Here is a 26,020-nt window from a genome sequence, read left to right as displayed (position 1 = left end):
TAGCAGATATTTCACTGCTTACAATTTTCACTGAGTAAAAAATCAAAAGTAAATTCAAAGAACAAAACAGTTAGTTAATCAGCTAACTAATGACTTATAAAATCATCATAATCAAAATTTTCATAATTTATAACTCCTAACTCCTAACTCCTAACTTCTAACTTCTAACTTTTAACTATCTATTGTCAATCATGACTAAAGTCATGGGTATAACCATGACTTTCTCCTCATGTAACAGCTGAAGATAAGTTCTTATGATGGTGGCATCCAACCAGGAAAAACCCACAAGAAAAGTAATGAAACTCAAAGCATTATCGCTAGTTGCTTCCGCCATCGCTCTCACTTTAACCGCAACCTCCTTTGCTGTTCACGCTCAAACAGCCTCTCCTTCACCCCTGTTACTTGCACAAACTCCACAAAAAGAAAGAGGTCCGTGGAAAGAGTTGGGTCTAACAGATACCCAAAAAGCCCAAATTCAGACGATTCGCCGCGATAGCCGCGCCAAATTTGAAGCAGTTTTGACCCCAGAACAAAAAGCAAAATTAGAGGCAGCAAAACAAGCACGTCGGGCTGAGTGGCAAGCGCGTAAGGCTCAAGGGCAAACAGGTCAAGGTCAACGCCAACCCGGCCAACGTCGAGGAAAGGGTGGTTTTGGTGACTTAAATCTAACTGAAGCCCAAAAAACCCAAATGCGGCAAATCCGCGAGTCTGAGAAACAACAGATTCAAGCAGTCTTAACCCCGGAACAGCGTCAAAAATTGGAGCAATTTCGTCAAAATGCTCCATCACGCCGTCAACAAGGCAATCCTCAATAATCATCTTTCAAAAAATAATAATTCTGGGGTGGGCAGTACTCGCCCATCTCAATCCCAAAATAGATAGATTATGATGCAACCCTTTGCGGCTTCCCCAAATTCCGCTCCTCGTCTGCAACAGGTTTTAGATGTACTCGATCGCATCGCACAAGCGCAGGGGCGAGATGTTCCCCAAATTGTGGAAATAGAGAAATTGCGTTTCCTCCCTACTGGCACTTTTGGCAGAACTTGGGCAGACTTCCTCAATGAACACAATTTAAAACCCTTTACTACAGGTAGCCGCCGTAAACAACTCCATGACGGGGTTCACGTTCTCACAGGCTATGGCACAGACTTCATTGGTGAAGCAGAAGTACAGGCATTTTTATTAGGAACAAAATTTAGCATAACTAACTTGATGCTGGGACTAGGACTGTTGCGAGTCATCCATAAAAACTTAAATTCTCGACAACAATTTACCTGGGACAGACTTTGGCAAGCATACCAACGCGGTTGTCACTCTCACTTTGACCCAGATACTTGGCAACCAGAGTTACTTTGGCACTTACCCTTGACTGATGTTCAGGCATTGTTTTCTAGGCGTTGCTGAATTAAGGGATGATTCTTGTGGGTTGCGCATCCTGCCCGCCCGTAAATAGAAGAGACGGGCAAGATGCCCATCCCACAAAAATAGTAAAATCATCCCGCAAATATGCAACCCCGTTTTCTATAGTTAAAAATTAACAGACTTCTTGCAGAAGATGCGGAAAGGGGAAAAACTTCATCCCCTTTCCCTTTCCCTATTTTGAGTGCTGTTAGCGGATAGCTAGGGTTTAGCCCGTGCTGAGTTCTGAGTTCAATTTAGTAGACTTTCAAGATCGTTTTGAGTTATGAGTTAATCAAAACTCCTAGCTTGATTAACATGTCGAAAGAATTCGCAATTGGTAGTAAAGTCCGTGTTGTGGCGCTACCAGCCTACGTCAAAACTGCTGAACCTATGCCCATGTTGCGCCCTCCCAATGTAATTCACATTGGTGAAGAAGGTATAGTCATTGACCGCAGACCCGGTGGATATTGGGGGATTCGCTTTGCTAGGGGGGTCTTTCTCCTAGATAGTCAATATATCGAAAGCACAGATACCCCTGCCGAATCTCACTTAGAATAAGATTTCTCGCAACCAAGAATTGTAAACTTGTGTAAAGTTGTGATTCTGGTTTACACCATGATTTCCCGCCGCACTTTTTTAAGCATATTATTTGCCAGCTGTATTTCTGTCATCAGCTGGCTGAATTTTACCCCTACTGCTAATGCTATGGGTGGTACACTTCCGGCAATTAATCAACCCGCACCAGAGTTTACTTTGCCAACTAACACAGGTGATGGCAAAATTTCCCTCTCTGACTTGCGCGGTAAATGGCTAGTCCTGTACTTTTATCCTAAAGACTTCACGTCTGGTTGTACTATAGAGGCTCGTCGTTTTCAGCAAGACTTACCCCAATACCTTGAAAAAAATACTCAAATTATTGGTGTTAGTGCCGATGACATTGATTCTCACGCCAAATTTTGTGATTCAGAGGGACTAAAATTCCCGCTGTTGGCTGACACTGATGGTTCAGTGAGTAAAGCTTACGGTTCGTGGCTCGGCTTTTTATCTATGCGCCACAGTTTCATCATCGATCCTCAAGGCGTCTTGCGCGAGACTTTTGTCAAAGTAAACCCAACTATTCACAGTTCAGAAGTGCTGGCACGACTAGAAAAATTACAGTCCAGAACTTCTTAAACTTCAATTAATCAGATAAGGGGCGTAAGCCCCTTGTTTTAACGCACAATAAACCCATATTTTTTGAGTACAGTTTTGGCTTCACTGCCAGATAGAAACTGGACAAATTCTTTGGCAGCAGAAGGATTTTTACTGCTTTTAATTATTGCTAGCGGATAGACAATCGGCGAGTGAAATTTATCATCAGCGGCAACTGCGACTTTTACCTTGTTGGAAATTTTGGCATCAGTGGCATAAACTAAACCTGCTTCGGCGTTACCACTTTCTACTGCTGCTAAAACTTGACGCACATTGTTAGCAAAGACCAATTTTGACTTGAGGCGATCGTAAAGTTTCAATTTCTTCAAGACTTGCTCGCCATATTGACTAGCGGGTACGCTTCTGGGTTCACCGATCGCAATTTTTTTAATCTTACTATCTGTTAAATTGTAGAAGCTATTGATGCCAACAACATCCTGAGCCACAATCAAGACTAGACGGTTATTTGCCAGGTTAGTACGGCTACCTGATAGCAATAGTCCTTTTTGTTCCAAAGCATCCACTTGTTTTTTACCAGCAGAAATAAAGATATCCGCTGGCGCACCTTGCTCAATCTGTTGCTGCAATGCACCAGAGGCTCCAAAATTATAATTAATATTGATATTTGATTTACTTTGTTGGTATAAAGGCTTAATTTCTTCTAGTGCCTCTTTTAAGCTGGCGGCTGCGGACACGAGTATGCTGGTGTTCGACTGTGCTATTACAGGAGAAGGAGGAACCAACGGTAAACCAATTGCTAGCAGCAAGCTGGCGATCGCTATACCCAGGAAGCCAAAAATTTGTCTTCTTTTCATAGAAAAGGCGTTTGAAGGGTTTCTTCCATAAAATTGATGCTAGGTAAAATAGTACCAAAGATACCAACTTATAACCAACTATATCGGTAAAAAACTGCCTAAAAAAATTTCAGTAGGTAAACTGGGCTACGAACAGCGCAGCCCTTGTCTACCACTCTGTAGCTTATGAAAGCGCTGCTACTGCTTCTTGCTTCTCAGTTTTGTTCTTCAATACAGTTGGTAGTTCGCTATTGAACGCCTCACCTTCAACCACTTGCGATCGGAAACCATCGGGCCCAACTGGAACATCGCCCGTGATGGTGGTGCGATAGAGGACGCGCTCGACTTCCAGATGATCCAAGTCTTGAGGGGCCAAATGGGAGGTGGCGCGGTTGTCCCAGAAGGCAATGTCACCGTTATTCCAGCGGAAGCGGGTGGTGTAGGCGGGCTTGGTAATCTGGTTGAAGAATAACTCAAGCAGCAGATCGCTCTCTTGTCGTGATACGTCAAGAATGTGCGAGGTGAAGCCAGGGTTGACGTACAATGCGCGTTCACCAGTCTCAGGATGAACCCTTACTACTGGGTGGATTGAAACCAGGGGATTGGCTGCGATACGCTGGGCAATCTTGCTGTTGCTGGGGAAATTCAAACGCGCATTGAAGCGATGTTCGGCTTTTAATGTGTCTGCCAACGCCCGCAGGGGTGCTGATAGACCCTCATAAGCTGCAACTAAATTTGTCCATTGTGTGTCACCACCGAAACTAGGGACATTAACCGCACGTAAAATTGACGCCGCAGGTGGGTTGACAACTGCTGTGACATCGGTGTGCCAACGGCTCTCGTAGCTGGAACGGCGTAGACCATTGCGCCGCTCGTAACGGCTACGGTCAATGGGCAGGATTTCTGAGAAACCTGCAATCGGCTCATCTTCGTGGGGATGTGCGTAAGTCACTTCGCCGAAACGAGCCGTGAAGGCAATCTGCGCCGCATGATCGATGTTTTGACCGCGAAAGAACACGACTTTCCACTTCAATAGCGCTTGACGAATTTCTTTGACTGCATCATCGTGCAAAGGACGCGACAAATCTACGCCGCTGATTTCGGCACCGATGAAACCTGCTACCTGTTTGACTTCAATGTGTTTGTTGCTCATCTCAATTCTCCATAGTTTGATCGATCGGGCGGTGTTCGCATTCGTCCGTTTACTTTAGATATGTTGCTTGCGCTTAATGGCTACATACCAAAGGAAGCGATCGCAATTTCAAATATCATACTATAAATCAATCGATTTACCGTAGTATGCGCTCACCAGATTTTAGACTGCTGGAACAAGGTCGATTTAGTCCAGGCAAGGGCAAATTAAAATTCGCAACACAGATTAACAAGCTTCTTAACAGAGGTGACAAGCAAGCTACGGATGCCGGATACTGTGGGGCAACCATATTCTTTGCTACTCACAGACGTATTTATAATAATATTTTCTGAGGAGATTAAAAACTATATGAAAAAGCAATTATCACAGAAATGGACTATTTCTAAATATTGGTTACGCTTTTTAATTATCATCCTATTAGTAATAGGTGTGTTTTTTCGTTTCGTCAATATTGACAAAAAAATTTATTGGGGTGATGAAGTTTTGTCATCATTACGCATATCTGGCTATCAGCTGTTGGAAATAAAAACGCAATTAAGTAATGGTCGTTTGATTGGCATAGAAGATTTACATAAATACCAGTATCCTAATCCTGAAAAAAATGTAATTGATACAATTAAAGGGCTGATTTTAGAAGACTCACAGATATTGCCACTATATATCTTGATGACCAGGTTTTGGGTAGAGTGCTTTGGCAATTCTATAGCAGCGATCAGAAGTTTTTCGGCATTTATTAGTCTGCTTACCTTTCCTTGTCTTTATTGGCTATGTCAAGAATTATTTGAGTCTTCACTAGTTGGGTGGATAGCCATCGGGTTAGTAGCCATTTCACCTATTCATATCGTGTATGCACAAGAAGCGCGATCGTACAGTTTAGGGATAGTAGCCATCTTAATGTCGAGCGTAGCACTGCTGCGAGCCATACGCCTTCAAACAAAAGTTAGTTGGTGCATTTATGTAGCAACATTATCAATAGGGTTTTATACTCATCTATTTTTTACCTTGGTTGCTTTTGCACAGGGAATTTATGTAATTACAATCGAACGCTTTCGATTGAGTAAAACATCGATTTACTATCTGCTATCATTGCTTACGGGGTTTATAAGTTTTGTACCTTGGATTTGGATTATTATTACCAATCCTCAGCCAGAAGCAGTCACTTGGGCGAATACTAAACAAACATTATTTATGTCAGCTACAAGGTGGGCTGGCATCTTTAGTCGTGCTTTTCTTGATTTAGGTACTAGTCCTAACGATCCTGAAAAACTGAAGTTTATCTTAATTCCTTTTATTTTAATTATTTTAGCTTTAATCAGTTACTCAATTTATGTTGTGTGTCGAATAACCTCTAAAAAAGTTTGGTTATTTGTCTTAACCTTGATTGGATCTTTAGGGGTTCCTTTACTGATAACAGATTTCGTATTTCAAAAACGATTTGCGACTAGTCGATATACACTTCCTTCAGTTTTAGGTATACAGTTAGCTGTGGCTTACCTATTTACAACTAAGATCGCGTCTATTTCTACTAAAGCTTGGCAAAAAAAGTTTTGGTCGCTTGTAGCGTTTATGGTGATTATGGGCGAAGTTGTATCTTGCATGGTTCACTCTCAAGCGCAGATTTGGTGGAACCAATTCCCTGATAAATACCAAGAATATCCGAAAATCGCTAATATTGTTAATCAAGGAAAGAAACCGCTTTTAATTAGTGATGAGGATAATATTATTCCACCGCTACAAGTACTTAGTAACTTAATCGATCCAAAAGCGAAATTTCAAATTGTAGGAAAAAATCAGTTGCCAGAGATTACTAATGGCTTTAGCGACATATTTTTGTTCTTGTTCGAGCCGTCTGATTTCTTAAAAGCTGGAGTTGAAAAAGTTTATAACTCAAAGTTACAGCAGGTAGAAGACTTTCTCTGGAAAATAACAAAATCTAATTAAACTAAGTACACGGGCATATCTAGGGGTTGGGAGACTGCAAGCTGGAAACTCAAAGCAGACAGTTGGCATTTGAATATCGCTTGTAGGTCAAAAATCAATACATGATAAATCGCGTCTCTACATCAGGGTTTTGGGTTTATCTGAACTGTATTGGGTTAAAAATTAATATCAATTAGCCTTATAAGTTACACAGTGAGAGCAAAAATATACTTTAATTAAACAAATAATTTAAGTATATACTTGTACTGCTGCCGCTTATGTCATCGCCCCTTGAGCGCCCGCTAAAAATTGAAATCAGACTACCATCTTCCCATCCTCAGTTATTAGAAGGACTGGATATATGGCTGCGTTTAGGTCTAATATCTGATGCCCAAGTCAGGCAGTTATGCCGAGAGTTTCTGGTGTGTGCGGTGGTGTTGCAACCTCAAGCTGAAGCTCAAACAAAGGTAGTATTTGCAACTTCCGACCCCGTGCAGCAGTTGCCCATCGCAGCTTTACAATCTAGTAGCGGTAAACAACTACAACAAAAACCAGCTAAACCCAACTTCATCGGCACAATGTTGCAGTCCTTGGGAGCAGAACTTAGTGTCCGTTGGCTACTTTTTCTAGGGGTTTTCCTGGTAGTCGTATCTTCTGGGGTACTGGCTGCTAGTCAATGGGCAAGGTTTCCCGCTGCTGGACAGTACGGGGTTTTATTTGCTTATACTTTGAGTTTTTGGGGATTAAGCTTTTGGGCAACTAGGCAAAATAACCTCAGATTGACGGCTCAGACATTGCTGATTGCCACTCTTTTGTTGGTTCCAGTGAATTTTTGGGCAATGGATAGCTTTAAATTGTGGCAAAATCCTGTGGATTGGATTGTAGTTGCGATCGCCTGTCCTACCCTGACTGCTATAACTGTTTTACTCTCCAAAAATCGGACTATTTTTACCAATTTACATCCTGGCAAATTACCTCTGGTAAATATTCTAGGGCTGAGTTATTTGCATTGGGGTTGGCAGTTAAAAGGATTTCCTTTAATTGCTGTTTATCTGGCAACGATCGCCACAACTATCATTACTGTTTATCACAATCTTTTCCAACAGCCTCATACTGTCAGCGATGATCGCCGTAAGCTAAGTATTAGTTTACCTGCCGCTGTAATTATTTATTCTTTAATAATATTGTTGGTGCGGGCGATTTTTGTTACCAAGGTAGATATCGCACCGTTGGGGTTAGCTATTGGCATTTGCGGGTGGTTGATGACTTGGTTAGCACAGCAGGGAGGTAGGGGAGCGGGGAGCAGGGGAGCAGGGGAAGTAACATTAATATTCCCATCATCTCCCTCATCCCTCTTACTCTGGGAAAGACTCGGCGCAATTTTACTCTTCCTGGGTTGGGTGGTATCGGTAGTAAATTATCCTTGGCAAGCAATAGCTGTCAGTGGTTTGGGTTTGTGGTTTGTGGGGAGTCGCTTGCAACGGTACAGTTTAAAGCGAGACTTTGCAGGGGTTTTCGTCATCGGCTTAGAGACGATTTTGCTGGGTTGGCGATTAGTACCCGATAACTTACAGAAATTAGTGATCGCAACTAGTACTCAACTCACCAATTCTCAAAATCAACCTTGGGCGCTACTGGGTATAGCTTTATTTCCCTACGTAATTTTGATGGTGGCGCTTACAGATAATTTGTATCGCCGCCAAAAGCGAGAATTAGCTAAATTTGGCGAACTGCTCACCCTGTTATTTGGAACTGTTTTAACAACGATCGCTATCGTAAATCCCCCATTGCGATCGCTAAATCTGCTACTTTCTACCGCCACTCTGGCATTCGTTACTCAACGCCGCTCCCCCTCATCTCTTCCCCTGGTATACCTAACTCACATCATGGGGATGCTGACGTTTTGCTTTACCATTAATTGGTTATTCCCCAGCCTGAGTCAACAAGTTTGGGCAAGTATTTTATTGGCTCTCATGGTTGCAGAATGGCGATTTAGCTTGCAGGAAGGACTATGGCAACGTAGCGCATGGGATATCGGTTTAGGATTAGCCGCAGCGAGTTTTTTCCTCTTGTGGATGAATGCAGAATCATCTTGGTATGGCATTACTGATAACCGATCTGATTGGGGAGTTTTATGGCTAGTTACGCCTTTAGCTCTCACAGGTGTTGCCAATGCCGCAATTATAGAGCGGCGGATTACTAGCCGTTACTTGAGTGTCTTGGCTGTGATAATTGCCCAGCTACTAACTTTACAACTACCAGGAATCAGATTAATTGGTTTAGCTGTAGGTGCTGGATTGATGTTTGCAAATACGCGCTATTTGCGAAACCAAGTATCTGCGGTAATTACAGAAGGATTTGTTTTAAGTTTCATTGGGGCGCTGCTGTGGACAGGTGTGCCTGGTTTGCCTCGCCTAGCGGCAGCAGGTTGGTTTGTTGTAGGAGCGATCGCAACTCTAAGTTTATGGTTAGCGCGGACACTTCGGCGCCGCTCAGTGACCACTGTTTTAAATCGACGCGGTAACGAATTAGCAATTATCTATGCAGCCGCTAGCAATAAATGGGCGATCGCTTTGTGTAGTGTTGAATTATTAAGTTTGACGCTGCACTCAGTGCTGATTTACCAAGGGTTTACGACTTCAGGATTTTTGTTCTTAATTGCCACTGTAATCACCTTGGCAGCCATTGTTTATCGCAGTTGGCGCGAACCAACAAATTGGGCATTTTATAGTATCGGTTGGTGTTTAGAATTGTTGATTGCTCAGGTGTTAGGGTTGGGGGAACATTCAATTGTGAGAATTGCGTTCGCAAACATCGCTTTGGGTTTAATTACTCAACTTGTCGGCGAGTGGTGGCGGCGACGACATCAATTAGAAAGGTTGCCTAGCAGTCTTCATATTTTGCCATTAATTTATGGTGCATTCAGTGTGTTGCTGCGTTTGAACACCTTCACCGAGTGGACAGGTTTGTATTCCTTGGGTGTAGCTTTAATTATTATTGGCGTAGGGCGACGGCACGAGAGCTTCAAACCCTTGCTGTATTTAGGAATTATTGGCGTATCAATTTCTGCTTATGAACTTTTGTTCTATCAAATGTCACAAGCTTCAGGAGGAGCATTAGGTGATGGATTGATTGCCATGTCTACCCTTGGCGCGAGTATCATGTATGCTTACCGCATTTTGTCGCCAAGGCTTGTCAGCTACTTACACCTAACTCCTCAAGAATTGAAAAGAATTGCCCATATTCACTGGGTTTGGAGTAGCTGTTTATTAATGGCTGCTATTCCTCTTCCCATTGCAGTTAACCGTTTGGTGGGATTGGGAACTGGAGTATTTTTGATTCGCTACGCCATCTTTCAGGGACGCAATTTACGCACTTCCCCCAGCATCTTGGGAAGAATTACAATCGCCGAGATGTGGGTTTACCTTGGCTTATTAGAGGTAGCTAGCATGAGAATTTATTGGCGAGAGACAGCAGTAGGGCGATTTTGGGCTGGGCCATTAGTTCCTTGGAATGGTGCGATCGCTTGTGTGGTAGCCTACTTTTTGTACATTCTACCTTGGGAAAGTTGGGGTTGGTCTAAAAGACCTTGGCAACAAGCTGCATACATCACACCACTGATAATTTTATGGGAAACCAGACTGCAAACTTACCCCATTACCTTAGTACTCGCAGCTGGGTTTTACATCTTTTTAGCAAAAGTGGGTGAAAATATCCGTTTCACTTATATTAGTGTGGCGTTGATTGATTGGGCACTTTATCGCTGGTTTGATTCCTTACGCCTAACTGATACTTTGTGGTATGTAACACCAATTGGGTTCTCACTGCTTTATATTGCTCAAGTAGATACCCAACTGAAGTTACCACAGTACAAAACATCTCGTCATATTCTGAGAGTGCTAGGTAGTGGTTTAATTTGTGGATGGGCAATTTTATTTCATCAAAACGCAGCTTGGATACCGGGGATTTTGAGTCTCATCGCCATTTTTGCCGGATTAGCTTTGCGAGTACGAGCTTTTCTCTACATTGGTACAGCCACTTTTTTAATTACGACAATCTATCAATCGGTAATTTTCAGCTTACAGTACTCGTTTTTAAAATGGGTTGTTGGCTTGCTAGTTGGCATTTTATTGATTTACATCGCCGCTAATTTTGAAACCCGTCGCGCTCAAATAACTTCCTTAATTCGTAGCGCCATTGATGAATTTCAATCATGGGAATAGGTAAGCGAAAGATTAAACTAATTAGACAGGCGATCGCACTATCTAACTACTTATATCAATTCTGTATGAAGATGCACCAAAGTATATTAGGGAACTCTAAGAAATAAATTATCCAATATTGTGGGGTGGGCAACATGAGCGCCATATAAACTGGGTTCTCGTGTCGCCCACCCCACAGAAGTTAATCTGACTTTTCACGGGATCTGGAAAACCCCTCTCCAAACCTCTCCCCTACAAGGAGAGAGGCTTTGATTTCTCCCCCTTCCCTTGTAGGGAAGGGGGCTAGGGGGTTAGGTTTTCCGTTGGCTTTTCCACATGACGTGAAAACTCAGAGAAGTTAATTGGATATTTTTGTATTTGGAAGTCCCTTAGAAACAAAGCACCAAGGGCGCATACTCCTACGGATAAGCAAGCTACGCGCAGCGTCTCGTAAGAGTTGGACACAAAAAGAAAATTTGCTGCTGCTTCATAAAGAAATGGTATTAGGTATTAAGCCGATTGCCAACATCTCTAAGTTCTCTAACTAGATTGCCAATTGCAGCTACACCGCCGCTTACAATGGCATTTGAAACAGCTTCTCCTAATCTGATTAGTGGACTTAAAATATCAAAAAAATTCTGAAATTCTTGAATTTTTGCAGCCGCTTGATCAAGAGAATTAGTAGCCTCAATTATTTTTTGGGCTGGTTCATTTATATCAGTTAAAACTTTATTTAATTCTATGCTATTGAGCTTGGCAGCAAAATCCACAAATTTTTGGCAGTCATTATTAATTGATTCCAAGTCACTCTGACTAATTTTTTTAGCCTTGAAAAGCTCTGCTGCTCTTTTTTCAAGAGTGGCCCTTAATTCATTCATTTTATCTATTAAGGACATAAATAATAACTCTCCTTTTTTTAATCATGAATTGGTAATGGGAAAATTTTAGATAAAATCTAGTTAAAAAGCGCGATCAACTTCCTCTACTAGAGGTTTGACTGAGATGACATATTCATTTAGTATTCTTTGAATACGTTTCATTTTTTTATCATCAATTTTTTTGAATGAAACTTTAGCATTAAACTGACATAATTGATTAATGTCTTTGGATTTTAGCCCTTCTGCAAATTCTTTGCTTAGTCGATTATGAGTTTTAACTGTACTCACAAGAATTTGATTGTAAGCCCTAGCTGCTTGTTCTTTTTCAGTCACTATTTTCATGGCTTCATTATAATCTTCTGTTAATTTCTCACCTACTGTAATTCTGTCAAAAACTTGTTGATAATTACTTGGATTGATTTGATCTTTGCCTAGCTCATTTAAAGTAAGAAAGTAGGATTTATAGTAAGTATCAATTGCGTCTGCTTCTATACCTAAAGTTCCTTTTTTACTAAGGTAGTTGTTGTTTACAAGAAATATTAAGCCTCCTTTAGCAGGTTTATAAAGATCAACTCCATTCTCATCACTTGCGGGAACCAAATTACCAGTAATATATTTATGAATAGGTTCATTAGTACAAACAATCGCTTTTTGCAGAGCATCCTCTCGAATTTTTTTAGTCGCTAAATCAAATAAGACTTTAAGAATTTGACTGCCTCCATCCACTGCATCAGAATCTAGTTTATTGCTGTTAATAGATAAATTTTTAAGACTTTCACCTAAGTCATCTATTGATTTATCTAAAGATAAACTTTTTCCACGTGCTATAGCACCTAGAGCATCCATATAGTCAATTAAAATACTGACTCCTGTTTTGAAATTATCAGAATCAACTCGTTCAGTTGTCTCACAACTCTCTCGCCGATCATTGCGATAAGGAATTCCATTATCGGGAACTAATTTGATATATCTAGTACGTCGTAAACAAGATTGATAAATATCTTCAGCAAAATCATTAGAAGCTCGTTGAACTATTTTTTGGCTCTTGCTAAAGTCTTCTACAGACTTAAAATTAGCTCCGCAACTTCCTAAAAAAACAGTAATCGGAATAACAACACTGATTAAAGATTTTATTTTGAACATTTTTACTTACCCTCGCACTATTGAGAAAATCGCTGTTGTTTCCTTCTCCACTCTCGAATTAGTCAATTTCGGAATTTTGCGATGGCGTTAGAGGTTTTTTATAAACTAGATGCCTCCCATGAAACCAATTTCAAACACGAGAATCCTTTCACGCCTCTTTTAGCTCCCTTGAAAGAGAAAGTATTTAGGTTTTATAAAAATTATTGAGAAAAGCTTTCATTATTGCTGAGATGGACAGACTCACAAAGCGATCGCTATTTGAAAAAACAATACGACAAATAGACCATTTGTAGAGACGCGATTATCGCGTTTTTACTTAAGGATGTATTGCAATCATTAATTGAATTGGTATTATTTATTGCAAATTCCTATAGCATTTCCTAATTACATAAGGTACATCTTAGCCTCCTCCTCGCTTGCGGGGAGGGGGTTGGGGGTGGGGTTCTTGTACTTCACTCAACCAAGAACCGCTACAATACATCAAAAAATATTGCTCCAGGGTTGACGTTTCGGTGTTTTGCGCAGTCTGTAGCAACTTCTGCCTTCCCTGTAAGAACTTCTGCCTTGACGTTTCGGTGTTTCGCGCAGCCTGTAAGAACTTCCGCCTTCCCTGCAAGAACTTCCGTCTTGACGTTTCAGTGTTTTGCGCAGCCTGTAAGAACTTCTGCCTTGACATTTCGGTATTTCGCGCACTCTGTAGCAACTTCCGTCTTCCCTGTAAGAACTTCCGTTTTTGCGTTAGCAACTTCTGCTTTAACTTCGTTTAGGGACTTCCAGAAAATAAATTATCCAATTTACTCAGATAATATTTTTCTTTCTCCCCCTGCCCCCTGCCCCCTGCTCCCCTGCCTAGACAGCGATGGGATATTTTTTTAGTTGGAAGTCCCTTATCTTTGTTGGGTTGCGCTTTGCTTTACCCAACCGACAATTTTTTTATAACCCAAGCGTATTGGGTTATAAAAGGGAGAGAAAGAGGTTGTTGAGCGGCTTGCCTTGAGCGAAGTCGAAAGGAGTCGAAACACTGCCTCCTGCCTTCCTCGATAAAAATTGGTGAAAATACTCAAATTTGAGTCTTTAAAAAAAATAAATAATTTTACTCAGGACAACCTTTTAAAAAATTGTCCACTATAGAATTACTAAAAGTTTACGTTATCTTTTCAGGTGAAGGAGTATTAATTAATGGCAAGGCCAAAACGCGATTCACGTATTCTTAGCAAAGCTGAGATGCGCTTGGCAAGTATTAAATCTATCAGTCTTACTCTAGATGTCGGAGACAGTTTAACAGTTAAAGATTATACTGACAAAATTGAAAATCTCCGTCAATCTTTGGAAGCTTACAATACTACCCTCTCTAATATTGATGTTTTATTAACCCAAATTATTGAAAATGAACAAGATTTAGCAGATTATTCTGAAAAAATTTTGCTTGGTGTTGCTCATAAGTTTGGTAAAAATAGCCATCAATATCAGATGGCTGGAGGTACTCGTAAAAGCAATCGCAAGCGTGCTGTGCGCCAAGGTGTTGTTTTGACTAACAGCTAAAGACAAGACAGTTAAACAGATAAAGAGAATGAGGAAAATTAGGAAGATAAGGAATACAAAGATTTTACCCACTCCCATTCCTGCGTCAAACCCTCTTTTAGGGAGACTTGCGGCTGATATCCAAGAATTTTCTGCGCTTTAGATACATCAGCCGCCGTGTGGCGCGCGTCTCCCATCGCTTTTTCTATGTGGTTTCTTTTAATTGGCTTCCCAACAATTTCTTCAATCGTATCTAAAACTTCTGCTAAAACTACCCTGCTACCACCACCGATATTAAAGATTTCTCCCACTGCTTGAGATGCCGTAGCGGCGGCTAAATTAGCGGCGACAATATCACTAACAAACGTAAACTCCCGCGTTTGCTGGCCATCGCCGTAAATAGGAATCGCCTCATTGTGCAAAATGGATTGAAAGAACTTATGAAATGCCATATCTGGGCGCTGTTTGGGGCCATAAACTGTGAAATAGCGCAATGTCACACAGGGCACACCAAAGTTCTTGTAATACAGTTCACACAAAAACTCTGCTGCTAGCTTTGTAATGCCGTAAGGAGAAACCGGTTGAGGACAAATCCTCTCATGGGTAGGTAATGTTTCTGCATCACCATATACACTTGATGAAGAGGCAAAAACTAATCTTTTAAGGTCTTTAGCATCCTTAGCTGCTTCCAGCAAAACTTGTGTAGCGTTAACATTTCGTTCTGTATAGCCTCGAAAAGCTTTACCCCAACTTGCTCTGACCCCTGCTTGTGCCGCTTGATGGTAAACTACATCAACATCTTGTAAGAGTTTCTGCCAATCTAAAAACTGCATATCTCCTTCAATTAATGCAAAACCAGGTAAACGATACAAATGTGCAATATTGTTTCGCTTTAACATCGGATCGTAATAATCATTAAATTCATCAATCCCGATTACTTCATTTCCTTGTTGTAACAATCTTTCTGCAAGATGAGAACCAATAAAACCTGCGACTCCAGTAACGATAATTTTAGCCATGTTGCCGATTTTTTATATCCTGATTAACCGCGATATTCACAAGTTAATAATTATAATCAAAAATTGGTTATTGATTGATGATTTTTTCAGAGATTATTGAATTTGTATCAGCAAAAAAGATAATTTAACTAATACACTGATGCCAAAAAGATGTTACTAGCTTTATTTAGTAATTGTTAACAATAAAAATTCAAATTATACTAATTAGTTAAATTTAATTTTTAAGACAAAACTTACAATTCAGATAAACCCAAAATACTTGTAGAGACGGCGATTTATCGCGTCTCAAGTGTATGTGGGACAAGGATTTGACCTTAAATTGACGCCAATGAGCCTATTTTGACTCCTAAATCCTGAATTCTTTTGTAAACCAGAAGAAACTTGCATAAGTGCGAGAATTGATGGAAAAATTGATCCGCGAGAGCAGTTAAGGTATTCTCATTTTGCAAGGGACACACGAGGAAATCAGTGAAAGTTTTAGTTGTCGGTAATGGGGGGCGCGAACACGCTCTGGTATGGAAACTGTTGCAATCTAAGCAAATTGAGCAAGTTGTCTGTGTACCAGGGAATGGGGGCACAGCAAGTATGGAACGTTGCCAGAACTTGTCTTTAGCTGTAGATGATTTTGAGGGGATGAGCCGATATGCTCTAGAACATGGCATAACTCTAGTGATAGTTGGGCCAGAAGTCCCCCTCTCTAAGGGAATCACAGATTACCTCCAAGATAAAGGATTGATGGTATTTGGCCCAGTCAGAGCCGGAGCGCAAATTGAGGCGAGTAAAGCTTGGGCAAAAGCCTTGATGCAAGAAGCAGGGATTCCGACGGCACGGGCTGCGGTATTTACGGAAGCTGCGGCAGCAAAATCTTACGTCAAATCTCAGGGAGCGCCAATTGTTGTTAAAGCTGATGGCTTGGCCGCTGGTAAGGGTGTAACGGTAGCTGAAACAGTTGCACAGGCAGAAAGTGCCATTGATGCAATTTTTCAAGGACAATTTGGCAGTGCTGGTGAATTTGTCGTCATTGAAGAATGTTTGATTGGGCAAGAGGTGTCAGTTTTAGCGTTGACTGATGGGTTAACAATTAGACCCTTGTTGCCAGCTCAAGATCATAAGCGAATTGGTGACGGCGATACGGGCGAAAATACTGGCGGGATGGGAGCATACAGCCCAGCACCCATCGCTACACCAGAGTTGATGGCACGCATTCAAACAGAAGTATTAGAAAGAGCGATCGCCACCTTACGAGCTAAAGGCATTGACTACCGAGGTGTACTGTATGCTGGATTAATGATTGCACCCGATGGCGACTTGAAGGTTTTGGAATTTAACTGTCGCTTTGGCGATCCCGAAACCCAGGTGATTTTGCCACTGTTAGAAACACCCCTAGAAGAGTTGATTCTAGCCTGTGTACAGCAGCGTTTAAGTGAATTGCCGCCCATTGCTTGGAAAGGGGGAGCATGTGCAACTGTTGTTGCCGCTTCTGGTGGTTATCCAGGAGAATATGAGAAGGGGCAGGTGATTACTGGCATTAAGCAAGCAGAGGCAGCAGGAGCAACTGTATTTCATGCAGGGACGAAATTGAACCAGCAACAAGAAATAGTCACAGATGGGGGTCGAGTATTAAATGTGACTGGAATCGGAGAAAATTTTGAGCAAGCGATCGCTCAAGCCTACGCTAGTATCAAACATATCCAGTTTCAGGGGATGTATTACCGGAGAGATATCGGCCATAGAGTAGCGAGTGGGAAGCAGGGGAAGCAAACCCCATAAGCCAGACAGCAAGTCCGACTTATACTTAAGCTATGCCCAAGTTAGACATTATCCATAATGCGGTAAAAAACGCACTCATCAAGGACGGTTGGGTGATTACAGACGACCCCTACGTAATTCAGTATCGAAGAACAACTTTATACGCCGATCTCGGTGCTGAACGCCCAATTGGGGCTGAACGAGATGGGCAAAAACTTGTTGGCAAAATGGCGAACGCATTACTGGTATGACTGTCTACGTTCGGATTCGAGATGGCAAATTCTGGATTGAGGAAGATTGGACTGAAGATGGAATCGCAACTGACCTAGTTCGTGCAGGTGTTGCCAAAGAAGATATAGTTTTGGCATTCCATGAGCCTAAAATGCGGCAGTACACAGATTTTGCAGTAGCATCCTAGCGATCGCGCCCTCTTACAATCGGGTATTTGGGACAATAAAAATATTTTGCTACTAATGCCCCATTCCCTCTTTCTCTAACATATTTGTCAAATTAACTGTTAATTTTTAAGTTGTTGGGCTTTATAACAAAGACTACTAACAACTTTATTTAAGATGCTAAATCTGTTAAAAACAATTCGACATGCGATCGCAAGTTGGTGGTCGGAGTTCACTCTCCAGACTAAACTGCTGGCTGTAGCTACAATGGTAGTTTCGTTGGTAATGAGTGGTTTGACCTTCTGGGCTGTGAATACAATTCAGCAGGATGCGCGGATGAATGACACCCGCTTTGGTCGTGATTTAGGGCTGTTACTTGCTGCCAACGTTGCCCCTCTAGTCGCGGACAATAATCTCACCGAAGTTGCCCAATTTTCCCAACGCTTCTATAGCAGCACCTCTAGCGTGCGTTATATGCTCTACGCCGATGAAACCGGGGAAATCTTTTTCGGCATTCCTTTTTGGGAAGCTGAGGTAGAAAACTCTCTCACCATTAAACGGCGGATACAACTGCCAGATGATTACCCTGGTGGTGATGGGGAAAAGCCGATGGTGCGGCAACACATGACCCCAGATGGAACAGTCACCGATGTATTTATTCCCCTGATCGTCAATAAAAAATACTTAGGTGTATTAGCGATCGGGATCAACCCCAATCAGACCGCTGTTATCTCCACCAATTTTACCCGCGATGTCACCATTGCCGTTTTTATCACAATTTGGGTAATGGTGATTTTGGCCGGAGTGATTAATGCCTTAACCATTACCAAGCCCATTAAAGAACTACTGGTGGGGGTGAAGCAAATTGCTACCGGGAATTTCAAGCAGCGTATTGATTTACCTTTAGGGGGCGAACTAGGGGAATTAATTTTAAGCTTTAATGAAATGGGAGAGCGATTAGAACGCTATGAAGAACAAAATATTGAGGAACTAACCGCAGAAAAAGCCAAGCTAGAAACCCTAGTTTCCACGATCGCAGATGGGGCTGTATTGATTGATAACAACATGCAGGTGATTTTAGTCAACCCCACAGCAGAGCGAATTTTTGGCTGGGAAGCCGCTAATGTAGTAGGTTGCAATGTCTTGCATCACTTGCCAGCATCAGTACAAATCGAAATCACCCGTCCCTTGTACGAAATGGCAGCAGGGGAATGCGAAAGCGCCGAATTCCGAATTTTTATTAACCAACCCATCCCACGGACGATTCGCATTCTCTTGACTACAGTACTCAACGTGCAAAGAGAAAGTATCAAAGGTATTGCGATTACTATTCAAGATATAACCCGTGAAGTCGAACTAAACGAGGCAAAAAGTCAATTTATCAGCAACGTTTCTCACGAACTGCGAACGCCTCTATTCAACATTAAAACCTATATTGAAACCCTGCACGACTACGGCGAAGACTTAGCTTTACAAGAACGGCAAGAGTTTCTGCAAACAGTCAACCATGAAACCGATCGCCTAACCCGCCTAGTTAATGATGTTTTAGATTTGTCAAAACTCGAATCTGGTCGCAACTACAGCTTCGATGGCGTAGATTTAGCCCAAGCGATCGAGCAAACCCTGCGTACTTACCAACTCAATGCAAAAGATAAAGGTGTTGAACTTGTTCAGGAAGTTGCCCCTAATTTGCCGCTAGTATTAGGTAATTACGATCTGTTAGTACAAGTGTTTGGCAACCTGATTGGTAATGCCCTTAAATTCACCAAAGTCGATGGTAAAGTAGCAATCCGCGCCTACCAACTAGATTTCAAACCCAGTCACACCGAATCTGCTCCAGTGCGGATTGAAATTTCCGATACTGGAATTGGCATCGCTACAGAAGATCAGCACTCAATTTTTGAACGCTTCTTTCGCGTAGAAAACCGAGTTCACACCCTAGAAGGCACGGGTTTAGGTTTATCGATTGTTAGAAATATCATCGACAGACATCGTAGTAAAGTCCATCTAGTGAGTGAAGTCGGCATTGGTACTACCTTTTGGTTCGACTTAGCCACCTTTGAAGAAAAAGCGCCACCGATACAAGTTGAACCTATCGCAGAAGCATCCAAAATTATCACAGCTTAAAGACAAGGGACTGGGTATGTTTGCTTGTGATGCTTTTTTTAATAAAGTTACGATAAAAAGTATGATAATTGTCACAAGATAGAGGAATTATGTGATAGAAAACTGTTAAAGGTAATATAGGCGAATCAGACCTTTTCTAAAAAAGTGACTTTGTGTGACTAAAATGACCCTATCTTATAGATTGAGAAATTTCTGGGGTTTGCTGCGGAGTAAAAATAAGGTATCTGCAACTCAACAAAGGTTGCAGAACAGTACCGTAAGCTCAAGAGAGGTTGATGATATTGAGGGTACTGTTCAACTTAAAAATGGTCAGGCAGTTCAAGTAAGGCTAGACGAATTGAAACAGTTTATAGAGGACAACCGCAGCCAAATAGCAGTCCAGAAGATTCCTAATATGGGAAAGCGGAGAAGTTAATTCTTTAGTAAAGGTTGTAAGTTACTTAGTGCTGATTCGTAAAGAAAATTTTAAGTATACTCAACTCCTTACTAGGTCTGAGTTTCAGCGAATAAGTGCTTTATTGACTCAAATTCCTGAAACCCTTACAAGACAAGTACTTTACTTGAGTTTACAAATTAGCTCTTACACCTTGCTTGCAAGCTCAAGTTAATTCTTCAGCAGAATATCCTTACTTTAATTTGTGGAATTATTTCTATATACTTTTCGCTATCAAGTTCTTCATCTGTTTCGGCAATGTAAACAGTGCAGCTTACAAAAGTTCTAAAGTCAGTATTTTTGTCGTCTAATGGCGATGAAATATACTCTTGTTCTTTACCAAGAGTGACATAAACAGGAAATATATCTTTGCGTACTATATAGCCATAAACGTACCCATAGGATTCTGCGTTATCAAATTCGGCTTTTATAGTTCTTACTGTCAACATTATTTTATCCTGGCAATTATTCCTCTAAAATCCATTGCGTTAGTCTCATAATGCTCCTCTAGCAAGCTTTAAGCGCTTATAAACTACATAGGTATGAAAACGTTGTGGAGGGTAATCGAAACCCTCAGCACTGAGTTTAGGAGACCTGTCTAGCATTAAGCGCCGCCCATGAGTTCACTAAGCGCTAAGACTAATACCTCGCCCCTTTGGCTAAAATTTTTCTGATTCCAGTTCAGCTATTAGTTCTTCAGCATCTTTGCCACCAAGCTCGCGCAATTCTTTATGTATAATGCTGACTTTGCGCTCTATTATGCTAACTTCGCGGCGAAGTACCAACAATTCCTTAATCTTCGACATGATTTCTCCAGCCATTAATAGATTATTTTCTGAAGATGCTGATGGAGCGGTAGCTTTTTGCTGAGTTGCTTCGGATTTCATAAAAATATTTGCATTGCTATCGTCTAAGTTGTCCTTAAAATGATTTTCTGACATCAGTTTACCTGGAGATGTTAACTGGATATCAGATGGAATAGCGTTAGTATTTGAAGAGACAAGCTGAAATACATTGTCATAATCGTAATGCCCATTTTGTGAGTGAATTAATGCGCTGTTTGAAGCTTGGTCACTGTCTTCTAATAAAAATTGAATTAATTCAGCATTAATTCCAGCAACGGGAAAATAAGCGTAACCACTTCTACCTTGGGTTTTGGTATTGGATACTTGCCTACAAAGCCAGCCTGACTCTACAAGATATTTTAAGTGCTTATTGACTGTCGTATTATCTAAGCCAAGTATATGAGCAATCTCGGCTGACCTGATTCCAACATCTGGAATCAGCTTCAAAATAGATTGAACAGTGGGTGACAACTCTAAAGCTAAATGTCTCAAATGAAAGAAAAATAAATTTCTCTCTTCTGTAACATCGTTATTTAGATTAGTATCTGACAAAACCGATTCCAGTAAATTTTCTGCAACAGACTTAGGAAGCTTTAAACTTTTTTTGCTTTTGTACTCTATGGCAGCATTAATTGTATCAGATGAAAAATCATGTGCAAGCTCATACAAACGCCTTGGTCTTATTGCTCCTAATCCTGCACTAACTTCTCTGTAATTTGCATATTTGAGACTGGAAAGCTCTTTCAAATCTTTTGCAACAGTTGACCTAGAACGATGTTTTATTTCGGCAATTGCTCTGGCACTGCTCTCGCCTTTGATTGCCAAACACTGCAAAATCTCCAGTTTTTGGTTTGTCAGTTTTGCTAGCTCAATGATTTTAGGCGCTCTTTCAAGCTTTTGACGATGTAATTCAATTAGGGCAGTCCATTGACTTTGCAAGACAGACTCTTCTAGACTTAATGACATAAGTCTAGACATAAGCTCACCTCCTTAAGGGTAAGTTTTTAGACTCCCCCTCTGAGTAGAGCAAGTGTGGTAGGTCGGCAAACTTTACATCACTTGTCTACTTAGAGTGGAACTTTGTTTTTTGCAGAACAGACCCTCCTATTTCTAGGCAGGGTCTGTTCTAATATCTCAAAATAACATGGACAAATCCAAAATAGATCCCCAAAGATCGTCAAAATTTCCAAAAAAGCAAGATTAAGTTTTATTTATTGCCGCACAATCTTGTTACTGATGACTAATCCCCCAGATAAGGGGGGATTGTTTTAAACTCATCTAAGTTACTAGACTGAAGAACAAACAGACCAATAATAAACCTAATAGCAACAGCAAAGCCTGATTGCGTTTTACCCAACTTTTCACACTTACTACAAAATTGTTAGTGTAACGGTGCTGTTCCAACTCTAATTTTGTCTCTTCAATATTTTGGTAGAGGGTACAGTCTTTGGCGTAGGGACGTTTAGGAAAATTGCAAGTATCATCAGCGTGATAGGTGCAGGTGTCGCACAGATACCCATCCCCTGCGGCGCGGTGCAATGGAATACCGGGATGACCGTAAGCTTTAAGTGTAGTCCGGCAATAAGGACAACTAATAGCTTGACTCTCAACAAGTTGATGGCAGTGGGGACAAGATACAGTAGCCAAAACCTTTAGCGCAAATAGGTAAACACTATTGATTCTAGCCATTTACAGCGATAATGGGGAAATACATACGTAGCCTGTTAATTTTGAATATGGCTAGCTCTCAAAATTGGTTACTTTATCAGCATCAGTACTAGTTTTGTGATAATTTTTTATATTTTCTAAGTGATTTATATCACTCAACATAATTAAGGCTATGCCATAATCTAGCAAATATCAGGTTTTGTCCCCAGTCAAATAATTATTTAGAGGTAGAAAAATATTGCCTTTTAATCCTGAGATGTGCCGTAACGAAAGCGAAGTTGAAAGCAAACTCATAGTGCAATATTTGCTACCACAGCTAGGTTATACTCCTGACACCTGGCATCAAGAAGTTGCCATTGGTAGCATCCGCTTAGATTTTTTAGCATTTGCCGCCCAAGTGATTCCCTTTGTCTTAGATGCCAACTCCCCGCTGAGTGTCGTCATGGAGGCAAAGCATCCCAAACAAAACTTAAATCATCATGTTCCCCGACTCAGGCATTATTTAACCAGTTTGAATGTCAGGCATGGATTGTTGACTAATGGCAAAGAGATTAGAATTTATCAAAAATTACAGACTGATATTCAATTAATATTTCAATGTTCTGGCAAAGAAGTTGAAATTAAGTTAGATCAAATTAAAAGTTTAATTGGTCGAGAGAGTCTTAAAGAAGGACAGCTAGTAAATAAGCCAGAAGTCCAAATAACTGAAAATAATTTAAATTTTGAAATAAAGAGGCAACATTCCATGAAAACGATTGCAATCTACCACAATAAAGGCGGTGTAGGTAAGACTACTGTTGCAGTCAATCTCGCAGCGGCATTACGTAAAAAAGGTAAAAATGTACTTTTAGTTGATATAGATTCCCAGGCGAATACTACTTTTGCTACAGGATTAATCAAATTTCAATTTGAAGAAGATGATAATTTAAGAGAGTTAAACGTATATCATTTATTAGAGTCAGGAGATTTTAACTTTATTCCAGAAGTAGTACGTACATCTGATTATTTCAACAATCCAGAAATTGATGTTATTCCTTCACATATTACATTAATTGAATATCAAGATAAACTGAATAAAATATTAGCTAGTAGGAGTAGGCTAGTAACAAAACTAAAAAAGGTAGAAAATAACTATGATATTGTAATTATTGATACTCCTCCCTCTAGAGATTTGTATGCTGAAGTTGCACTGATTGCTACTGATTACCTGATAATTCCATCTGATTTGAAACCATTTGCTAACCAAGGTTTACCAACGGTTAAAAATTTTGTTAATCAAATTAATGAATCGAGAGAAATGATGGGTAAACCGCCTATTAGTATAATGGGCGTTCTTGCTTCTAAAATCTCAACAAATGCTAAATTTTTACAATACAATTTTCCTAAGCAGAGAGAAGTAGTTTCAGAGCGTTATCAACTGCCACTTATGGAAGCTGTAATTTATGACAGAACAGCGTTATCAGAATGTATGAATCACACTATCCCAGTTGGAGATTTAGAATATCCTGACCCTAAATCTATTATAAAATTTGCCGAGTTAAAAACTTCGGCTCAAATTTCAGCTGAAGAATTTAATGTATTAGCAGATGAAGTTATCCAAAAAATGGGGGTTTATTAATGATTAATTTTTCTTTAGTGGATGTCAAAAGCATTGCTTCTAATGAACCTCGTTCAAATTTTGCAGAATCTGATTTAGAAAACCTGGCAGACATAATTATAGAAACTGGAGGAATTATCAGACCATTGGTTGTGAAAGTGACAGGAGTAGAGAGCTACACAGTTGTTGATGGACATTTTGAATATTATGCTGCTGTCAGAGCAAGAGAAAAAAATCCTCGACAAGGTGAGATGGTTAATGCTTTTGTAATTGCTCCAAAATTAGAGGATTTAGTAGTAAAACAAGTTGCATCTCTCAAAGGAATTGATTTTTCTACTAAACAAGTAACACCACAGCCTGAAACAACAAAGTTAGAACCACGTCTGGCCAATTTAGAGTTACGTCTTGAGAAGCAATTTAATGAGTTTAAGTCAGAATTTTTACAAGAAAGACAGAGGATAGATAGTCAGTTCAAGCAACTTGAGAACCTTATTCCCCAAAAGGGTGAACAGAGTAATCCGCTTACTTTATTGAACACTTTAGATAAAGACGAGTTATCTATAAAGTTACAACGCTCTAGGATTTCTGGGGCGGAAAAACTTGCGAAAGCTATAGAAGATGCTCGACATAAGAAGCCAAAGCAAGAGTTTGAAGATTATCGTGATGTAGTAAAATCTGTTAAAAACTTGGGTGATAAAACAATTTTGACTATCATTGATGAGTGGTCAAGAAATTAGTAGTTAGCTAGTAGGTTGGGTTGAACGAAATGAAACCCAACAATTAACGCTTAATGTTGGGTTTCGTTTCTCAACCCAACCTACACAGCTTTTCTAGATGACGTGAAAAGTAAGTTGCACAATATATCAATCTCTAACCCTGCATCTGTCGCAGTGCATTAAACGCCTTACCTCGCAAGCCAACTGGTAACAACGATAAAGCTAAACCAGTCCAAGCTTTAGCAGTCGAAAAAGACTGTCCTGCTAAAAGTAGCTCTCTGCCTTTTTGCGTTTCACCCTTTTCAATTAAACGTAAACCTAATAATAGTTGCGTTTCAGTTAAACGATTTTTCCTGACTTTCTCTAATTTTTCAGACTCAAATTTATAATTTTCTAAATACTGAATTTTATCAAATAAATAAGGAATGGCTCGATTAATACCTTGCTGCTCTGCATGGTAGCGATATTCCATTAATAATTCTGGTAAGTAATAGCCCTTTTTTCCAGCCAAAGCCAGACGCACAAATAAATCATTATCCTCACAATTTTGCATATTTGGCTGCATATATCCTAATTCTTGCAAGGTTTTACGGCGAAATAATGTCGCTCCAACTTGAAAGCTTTGCTGAATAAATACGACTTCCAACAAATTATTTACAACACCTGCGGGTAAATTCTTCCTACCCCAGCGATGAGAATTTTCTTGAGTTTTTACCTCATCCCGGACATTGTTAATATCAATTATCCAATGGTCTGTACCAACAAAATCAATGCTAGAGTCTTGAGCAAGAATAGCTGCTGTACTTGCGAGAAAATCGGGTGTTAGTCGGTCGTCATCATCAAATTTAATAAAATATTCACCAGTGGCAGCATCAAAGCCAGAGCGCATATTATTACTTTTACCAATATTTTGCTGATGACGGATATATTTAATCCGATTGTCTGTGTATTGTGACATCAATTCGGGTGTGCGATCGCTAGAACCGTCATCACAAATAATTAGCTCAAAGTCTTGCTCAGACTGGTTGAGTACACTGTCAATTGCAAAAGGCAGTAAATTAACTCGATTAAACGTAGGAATGGAAACACTAACTTTAGGCATTTTTGCAATATGTAGAGTGGACATTGCTCACGAACTAAACGCATAATACATATTCTTGCAAAAGCCCTTAACACGCCACCCCTTAACCCCTACTTTTAGCAAGGAGCTACAGTGTATACACAAGTCCTTCCCACCCCCTCTAACTCCCTCCACCAGATATTTCCCC

23 protein-coding genes are annotated in these 26,020 nt (G+C 40.5%); 14 read left to right on the top strand and 9 right to left on the bottom strand.

Translation table 11 applies throughout. From position 1 onward, the window contains the following. Positions 1–296: 296 nt before the first annotated feature. From QUD05_RS19680 to QUD05_RS19665, 4 genes are all read left to right on the top strand, one after another. Complete coding sequence (locus QUD05_RS19680) at positions 297–815, top strand: Spy/CpxP family protein refolding chaperone (protein WP_289800020.1); 519 nt, start codon at positions 297–299, stop codon at positions 813–815. Positions 816–885: 70 nt separating this feature from the next. Then, entirely contained in the window at positions 886–1,404 is a 519-nt protein-coding gene (locus QUD05_RS19675) for a Coq4 family protein (protein ID WP_289797542.1), read from the top strand. A gap of 312 nt (positions 1,405–1,716) precedes the next feature. Beyond that, on the top strand, positions 1,717–1,959 hold the full coding sequence (gene sipA / locus QUD05_RS19670) for a regulatory protein SipA (protein WP_289797541.1): 243 nt from the start codon (positions 1,717–1,719) through the stop codon (positions 1,957–1,959). Positions 1,960–2,016: 57 nt separating this feature from the next. After that, positions 2,017–2,574: a peroxiredoxin gene (locus tag QUD05_RS19665; protein WP_289800019.1), complete on the top strand. Its 558-nt coding sequence runs from the start codon at positions 2,017–2,019 to the stop codon at positions 2,572–2,574. Positions 2,575–2,612: 38 nt separating this feature from the next. Here QUD05_RS19665 and modA read toward each other — a convergent pair whose 3' ends face one another. Then, positions 2,613–3,407: a molybdate ABC transporter substrate-binding protein gene (gene modA / locus QUD05_RS19660; RefSeq protein ID WP_289797540.1), complete on the bottom strand. Its 795-nt coding sequence runs from the start codon at positions 3,405–3,407 to the stop codon at positions 2,613–2,615. Positions 3,408–3,570: 163 nt separating this feature from the next. Next, the gene (locus QUD05_RS19655) at positions 3,571–4,539 is read right to left on the bottom strand and encodes a TauD/TfdA dioxygenase family protein (protein ID WP_289797539.1); all 969 of its coding nucleotides are present in this window, start codon (positions 4,537–4,539) and stop codon (positions 3,571–3,573) included. 348 nt (positions 4,540–4,887) lie between these two features. On the opposite strand from QUD05_RS19655, the gene QUD05_RS19650 reads away from it, so the two are divergent. Together QUD05_RS19650 and QUD05_RS19645 are read left to right on the top strand one after the other, a co-directional pair. Next, the gene (locus tag QUD05_RS19650; RefSeq protein WP_289797538.1) at positions 4,888–6,480 is read left to right on the top strand and encodes a glycosyltransferase family 39 protein; all 1,593 of its coding nucleotides are present in this window, start codon (positions 4,888–4,890) and stop codon (positions 6,478–6,480) included. Between the two features lie 257 nt (positions 6,481–6,737). Further along, positions 6,738–10,682, top strand: coding sequence for a DUF2157 domain-containing protein (locus tag QUD05_RS19645; RefSeq protein ID WP_289797537.1), 3,945 nt, complete (start codon positions 6,738–6,740; stop codon positions 10,680–10,682). A gap of 482 nt (positions 10,683–11,164) precedes the next feature. On the opposite strand, the gene QUD05_RS19640 is transcribed toward QUD05_RS19645, so the two are convergent. Both QUD05_RS19640 and QUD05_RS19635 read right to left on the bottom strand, forming a co-directional pair. Then, positions 11,165–11,557, bottom strand: coding sequence for a hypothetical protein (locus tag QUD05_RS19640; RefSeq protein WP_289797536.1), 393 nt, complete (start codon positions 11,555–11,557; stop codon positions 11,165–11,167). 63 nt (positions 11,558–11,620) lie between these two features. Beyond that, positions 11,621–12,682: a hypothetical protein gene (locus QUD05_RS19635; protein ID WP_289797535.1), complete on the bottom strand. Its 1,062-nt coding sequence runs from the start codon at positions 12,680–12,682 to the stop codon at positions 11,621–11,623. Positions 12,683–13,861: 1,179 nt separating this feature from the next. On the opposite strand from QUD05_RS19635, the gene QUD05_RS19630 reads away from it, so the two are divergent. Then, entirely contained in the window at positions 13,862–14,224 is a 363-nt protein-coding gene (locus QUD05_RS19630) for a hypothetical protein (RefSeq protein ID WP_289797534.1), read from the top strand. 38 nt (positions 14,225–14,262) lie between these two features. Here QUD05_RS19630 and QUD05_RS19625 read toward each other — a convergent pair whose 3' ends face one another. Continuing rightward, positions 14,263–15,222 carry an NAD-dependent epimerase/dehydratase family protein gene (locus QUD05_RS19625; protein ID WP_289797533.1) on the bottom strand — a complete coding sequence of 320 codons (960 nt, stop codon included), beginning with the start codon at positions 15,220–15,222 and terminating at the stop codon, positions 14,263–14,265. Between the two features lie 468 nt (positions 15,223–15,690). Between QUD05_RS19625 and purD the strand changes: the two genes are divergently transcribed. From purD to QUD05_RS19600, 5 genes are all read left to right on the top strand, one after another. After that, positions 15,691–16,992 carry a phosphoribosylamine--glycine ligase gene (purD, locus tag QUD05_RS19620; RefSeq protein WP_289797532.1) on the top strand — a complete coding sequence of 434 codons (1,302 nt, stop codon included), beginning with the start codon at positions 15,691–15,693 and terminating at the stop codon, positions 16,990–16,992. Between the two features lie 32 nt (positions 16,993–17,024). Continuing rightward, positions 17,025–17,222: an element excision factor XisH family protein gene (locus tag QUD05_RS19615; RefSeq protein WP_289797531.1), complete on the top strand. Its 198-nt coding sequence runs from the start codon at positions 17,025–17,027 to the stop codon at positions 17,220–17,222. Next, entirely contained in the window at positions 17,219–17,389 is a 171-nt protein-coding gene (locus QUD05_RS19610) for an element excision factor XisI family protein (protein WP_409880174.1), read from the top strand. Before QUD05_RS19615 ends, QUD05_RS19610 begins: the two co-directional genes overlap by 4 nt. 154 nt (positions 17,390–17,543) lie before the next feature. Further along, entirely contained in the window at positions 17,544–19,493 is a 1,950-nt protein-coding gene (gene nblS, locus QUD05_RS19605) for a two-component system sensor histidine kinase NblS (RefSeq protein WP_289797530.1), read from the top strand. A gap of 154 nt (positions 19,494–19,647) precedes the next feature. After that, positions 19,648–19,908: a hypothetical protein gene (locus QUD05_RS19600; protein ID WP_289797529.1), complete on the top strand. Its 261-nt coding sequence runs from the start codon at positions 19,648–19,650 to the stop codon at positions 19,906–19,908. A gap of 197 nt (positions 19,909–20,105) precedes the next feature. Here QUD05_RS19600 and QUD05_RS19595 read toward each other — a convergent pair whose 3' ends face one another. The 3 genes from QUD05_RS19595 to QUD05_RS19585 form a co-directional block, all read right to left on the bottom strand. After that, positions 20,106–20,375 (bottom strand): hypothetical protein, encoded by a 270-nt coding sequence (locus QUD05_RS19595; protein WP_289797528.1) that lies wholly within the window; start codon positions 20,373–20,375, stop codon positions 20,106–20,108. 210 nt (positions 20,376–20,585) lie between these two features. Further along, positions 20,586–21,737 carry a hypothetical protein gene (locus tag QUD05_RS19590; protein ID WP_289797527.1) on the bottom strand — a complete coding sequence of 384 codons (1,152 nt, stop codon included), beginning with the start codon at positions 21,735–21,737 and terminating at the stop codon, positions 20,586–20,588. Positions 21,738–22,049: 312 nt separating this feature from the next. Further along, entirely contained in the window at positions 22,050–22,418 is a 369-nt protein-coding gene (locus QUD05_RS19585; RefSeq protein WP_289800018.1) for a zinc ribbon domain-containing protein, read from the bottom strand. Between the two features lie 259 nt (positions 22,419–22,677). On the opposite strand from QUD05_RS19585, the gene QUD05_RS19580 reads away from it, so the two are divergent. Both QUD05_RS19580 and QUD05_RS19575 read left to right on the top strand, forming a co-directional pair. Then, entirely contained in the window at positions 22,678–24,057 is a 1,380-nt protein-coding gene (locus QUD05_RS19580) for an AAA family ATPase (protein ID WP_289797526.1), read from the top strand. After that, positions 24,057–24,773, top strand: a complete 717-nt coding sequence (locus QUD05_RS19575; protein WP_289797525.1) for a ParB N-terminal domain-containing protein — start codon at positions 24,057–24,059, stop codon at positions 24,771–24,773. Before QUD05_RS19580 ends, QUD05_RS19575 begins: the two co-directional genes overlap by 1 nt. Positions 24,774–24,906: 133 nt before the next feature. Here QUD05_RS19575 and QUD05_RS19570 read toward each other — a convergent pair whose 3' ends face one another. Continuing rightward, complete coding sequence (locus tag QUD05_RS19570; RefSeq protein ID WP_289797524.1) at positions 24,907–25,854, bottom strand: glycosyltransferase family 2 protein; 948 nt, start codon at positions 25,852–25,854, stop codon at positions 24,907–24,909. Between the last annotated feature and the right edge of the window lie 166 nt (positions 25,855–26,020).

The sequence above is a fragment of the Nostoc sp. GT001 genome (genome assembly GCF_030382115.1).
GTDB lineage: Bacteria > Cyanobacteriota > Cyanobacteriia > Cyanobacteriales > Nostocaceae > Nostoc.
The sequence above is the reverse complement of the archived record's forward strand: the minus strand, read 5'-3'. Positions and strand labels throughout refer to the sequence as shown.